The organism is Microbacterium sp. Bi128, assembly GCF_918698205.1.
Map to the genome: position 1 here is coordinate 1 of NZ_CAKKMM010000411.1, position 3896 is coordinate 3896.

General features: G+C 67.5%; 4 protein-coding genes. 2 read left to right on the top strand and 2 right to left on the bottom strand.

All coding sequences use genetic code 11. From position 1 onward, the window contains the following. Positions 1–185: 185 nt before the first annotated feature. Together leuD and leuC are read right to left on the bottom strand one after the other, a co-directional pair. Positions 186–788 (bottom strand): 3-isopropylmalate dehydratase small subunit, encoded by a 603-nt coding sequence (gene leuD / locus LQV45_RS20025; protein WP_018773513.1) that lies wholly within the window; start codon positions 786–788, stop codon positions 186–188. Between the two features lie 74 nt (positions 789–862). After that, positions 863–2317: a 3-isopropylmalate dehydratase large subunit gene (leuC, locus tag LQV45_RS20030; RefSeq protein WP_223916419.1), complete on the bottom strand. Its 1455-nt coding sequence runs from the start codon at positions 2315–2317 to the stop codon at positions 863–865. 130 nt (positions 2318–2447) lie between these two features. On the opposite strand from leuC, the gene LQV45_RS20035 reads away from it, so the two are divergent. Next, positions 2448–3167, top strand: coding sequence for an IclR family transcriptional regulator (locus LQV45_RS20035; RefSeq protein ID WP_230008515.1), 720 nt, complete (start codon positions 2448–2450; stop codon positions 3165–3167). 13 nt (positions 3168–3180) lie between these two features. Continuing rightward, positions 3181–3717 (top strand): DUF1697 domain-containing protein, encoded by a 537-nt coding sequence (locus LQV45_RS20040; protein WP_230008516.1) that lies wholly within the window; start codon positions 3181–3183, stop codon positions 3715–3717. Positions 3718–3896 lie beyond the last annotated feature (179 nt).

Here is a 3896-nt window from a genome sequence, read left to right on the forward strand (position 1 = left end):
GGCCTAGCGCGATGAAGGCCGTACAAAGCGCGATGAGGGCCGGACAAAACGCGAGCACCGCACAAACTCGAGTGCCGCCGTCGAGTCTTACAACTCGACGGCGGCACATCACCAGGCGCAGTGCCAGGCGCATCACTGGGCCCTCGGCCCAGGAGCCTCAGGTCGGGAGCCTCAGGTCTGGACCCTTACGACAACCGGGCGGGCAGCGTCTTGGGCTTGAAGGAAGGCCGGGTGGCCTCGTACGCGGTGATGTCGGGTTCGTGCTTCAGGGTCAGCCCGATGTCGTCCAGGCCCTCGAGGAGGCGCCACCGCGTGTAGTCATCAATCTCGAACGGCGCCACAATGTTGCCGCACTGCACGGTCTTGGACACGAGGTCCACCGTCACCTCGGTACCCGGGGCGTTTTCAAGTTCTTTCCAAATGAGCTCGATGTCATCCTGGGCGACTTCGGCGGCAAGCAGGCCCTGCTTGCCGGAGTTGCCGCGGAAGATGTCGGCAAAGCGGGAGGACAGGACCGTCTTGAAGCCGAAGTCCTTCAGCGCCCAGACGGCGTGCTCGCGGGAGGAGCCGGTGCCGAAGTCGGGACCGGCCACCAGAACGGATCCTGCATTGAACGGCGCCTGGTTCAGGATGAAGGACGGGTCCTTGCGCCACGCGGCGAAGAGCGCGTCCTCAAAGCCGGTGCGCGTGATGCGCTTGAGGTACACGGCGGGGATGATCTGGTCCGTGTCGACGTTGCTCTGGCGCAGCGGGACACCGATTCCGGTGTGAGTGGTGAACTTTTCCATGGCGGATCCTTCGGGACTGTGTGGATCGAGGCTGTGTGGAGCGAGGCTTCGGATCTGGGCGGGAAAGGCGGAGACTACGCGGCGCCGACTCGGACCGCCGCGGACTCCGGAGCAGGGTCCAGATCCGACGGCGAACTCAGGGTGCCTCGGACTGCCGTTGCCGCAGCGACCACGGGCGAGACGAGGTGGGTGCGGCCGCCCTTGCCCTGGCGCCCCTCGAAGTTGCGGTTGGATGTGGAGGCGCAGCGCTCCCCCACCTCCAGCTGGTCCGGGTTCATGCCCAGGCACATGGAGCAGCCGGCGAAGCGCCACTCGGCCCCGAAGTCCTTGAAGACCTTGTCCAGGCCCTCGGCTTCAGCCTCGAGCCGGACGCGGGCGGAGCCGGGCACCACCAGCATGCGCACGGCCGGGTCCTTGGTCCGGCCCCGGATGATGTCGGCGGCGGCCCGGAGGTCCTCCATCCGGGAGTTCGTGCAGGAGCCCAGGAACACCGTGTCCACCCGGATGTCCTTCATCGGGGTGCCGGCCTCGAGCCCCATGTACTGCAGGGCGCGTTCGGCGGCGGCCTTGGCGTTTTCATCGCCGAAGTCATCGGGCGAAGGCACCTTTGCGGACAGCGACACGCCCTGGCCCGGGTTGGTTCCCCACGTCACGAACGGTTCCAGGGTGTCGGCGTCGAGGTCCACCTCGACGTCGAACGCTGCGTCGTCGTCGGTGTGCAGCGTGTTCCAGTATTCGACGGCGGCATCCCAGTCGGCGCCCTCGGGCGCATGCGGGCGGCCGTGCATGTAGTCGTACGTGGTCTGGTCCGGAGCCACCAGCCCGGCGCGGGCGCCGGCCTCGATGGACATGTTGCAGATGGTCATCCGGGCTTCCATGGACAGCGCACGGATGGCGGAGCCCCGGTATTCCAGCACGTAGCCCTGCCCGCCGCCGGTGCCGATCTTGGCGATGACGGCCAGGATGATGTCCTTGGCGCTCACGCCGGGGCGCAGCGTGCCCTCAACATTGATCGCCATGGTCTTGAACGGCTTCAGGGACAGCGTCTGGGTGGCCATGACGTGCTCCACCTCGGAGGTGCCGATGCCCATGGCGAGCGCTCCGAAGGCGCCGTGGGTTGAGGTGTGCGAGTCGCCGCAGACCACGGTCATGCCGGGCTGTGTGAGGCCCAGCTGGGGGCCCACCACGTGCACGATTCCCTGTTCGGCGTCGCCGAGGGAGTGCAGGCGGACGCCAAACTCCTGGCAGTTGTTGCGCAGGGTCTGGATCTGGGTCCGGCTGGTGAGATCGGCAATTGGCTTGTCGATATCCAGCGTGGGAGTGTTGTGGTCCTCGGTGGCGATGGTGAGGTCCGGGCGGCGCAGCTTGCGGCCGGCGAGCCGCAGACCTTCAAAGGCCTGCGGCGACGTCACCTCGTGCACCAGGTGGAGGTCAATGAAGAGGAGATCCGGCTGGGCGTTGGCTCCTTCGCCGTCCCCCTTGCGCACAACGTGCGCGTCCCAGACCTTCTCGGCCAGTGTCTTTGCCACGGCCTGCTCCCTTCACTGCGGTAAGTATTGTGCGTTCCGACGGACTATCTCCTCCACTGAACCAGCACAGCCAAGTAATACGCCAGCGCGTTGACTTGCATCTCAGATAATGAGACGTCAATATCATTACATGGACAATTCTAGTGGAGTCGGTGTCATCGATAAAGCGGCCCATGTGCTTGACGCACTTGAGGCCGGCCCCACCACCCTGGCGCAGCTCGTGGCGGCCACGGGACTGGCCCGGCTCACCGTGCACCGGCTGGCTCTCGCGCTGGTGCACCACAGGCTCGTGAGCCTCTATATCCAGGGCCGCTTCGTGCTCGGGAGCCGTCTGGTGGAACTGGCCTCCGCCGCCGGCGAGGACCGCCTCATCGCCTCCGCCGGCCCCGTGCTCATGCAGCTGCGCGACGCCACCGGCGAAAGCGCCCAGATCTTCCGCCGCCAGGGTGACTGGCGCGTCTGCGTGGCCTCCGCCGAACGCCCGATCGGGCTGCGCGACACCATCCCCGTCGGCACCCAGCTGTCCATGAAGGCCGGCTCCGCCGCCCAGGTGCTGCTGGCGTGGGAGGACCACGACCGCCTCCTGGAAGGCCTCCAGTCCGCCCGCTTCACCCCCACCGTCCTGGCCGGAGTACGACGCCGGGGCTGGCGCCAGAGCCTCGGCGAACGCGAGCCCGGTGTCGCCTCCGTTTCGGCCCCCGTCCGCGGGCCGTCCGGCCGCGTGATTGCCGCGGTGTCCATCTCCGGCCCGATCGAGCGCCTGACCCGCCAACCGGGGCGCCTGCACGCCGAAGTCGTCTGCAACGCCGGCCGTGTCCTGACGGAAGCGCTGCGCAAGACCAACGACTAAGTATGCTGTGCCCATGAACAGCTATGCGGTCTTCCTGCGGGGCATCAATGTGGGCGGCATCAATATCAAGATGGCCGATCTCAAGAACGCCCTGAAGTCCCGGCCATTTTCGGGTGTCGTGACCCTGTTGGCCAGCGGCAACGTCGTGCTGGCCAGCGAGCTGGATCCGGCCGGCGTCAAAAAGGAATTCGAGGCGTGCCTGCGGGAAACCTTCGGCTACGACGCCTGGGTGGTGGTGCTCACCGCGGGCCGTGTGGCAGCCCTGGTGGAGGCCTGCCCCTACCCGGCCGACGACGCGTCCACCCATACGTACCTGACGCTCGCCTCTGATGAAGAGGTCCTCTCGGAGCTGCTCGAGGCAGGCAGGGCCTTGGACGGGGCCGAGCTCACCCGGCTGGGCCCGGAAGCCCTGGCCTGGCTCGCCCCCGCCGGCGGCACTCTGGACAGCCCTTTCAGCAAGCTCTCCTCGAAGGCGAAGTACAAGGCTGCCACCACCACACGCAACCTCCGCACCATGATCAAGGTCCGCGACGCCGCGGCCGGGATTTAGGCAGGCCGCATCCGGCCGGCCCCGCACGGACGGCTCACTGCCGACCCGCGGCGGCCTTCAGCGCGGCCGTGAACTTCGCCAGGCGGCTGAGCTCACGTTCCACGGGCGCCACGACGAGTTCCCCCGCGACGGCGGCGACGGCCGCTGTCAGTCGCTTCCGTGCCACGGCACTGCGTGAC

Excerpts from the sequence above, each read along its gene's own strand:
- leuD (WP_018773513.1), bottom strand. The coding sequence starts at position 788 with ATGGAAAAGTTCACCACTCACACCGGAATCGGTGTCCCGCTGCGCCAG.
- LQV45_RS20035 (WP_230008515.1), top strand. The coding sequence starts at position 2,448 with ATGGACAATTCTAGTGGAGTCGGTGTCATCGATAAAGCGGCCCATGTG.
- LQV45_RS20040 (WP_230008516.1), top strand. The coding sequence starts at position 3,181 with ATGAACAGCTATGCGGTCTTCCTGCGGGGCATCAATGTGGGCGGCATC.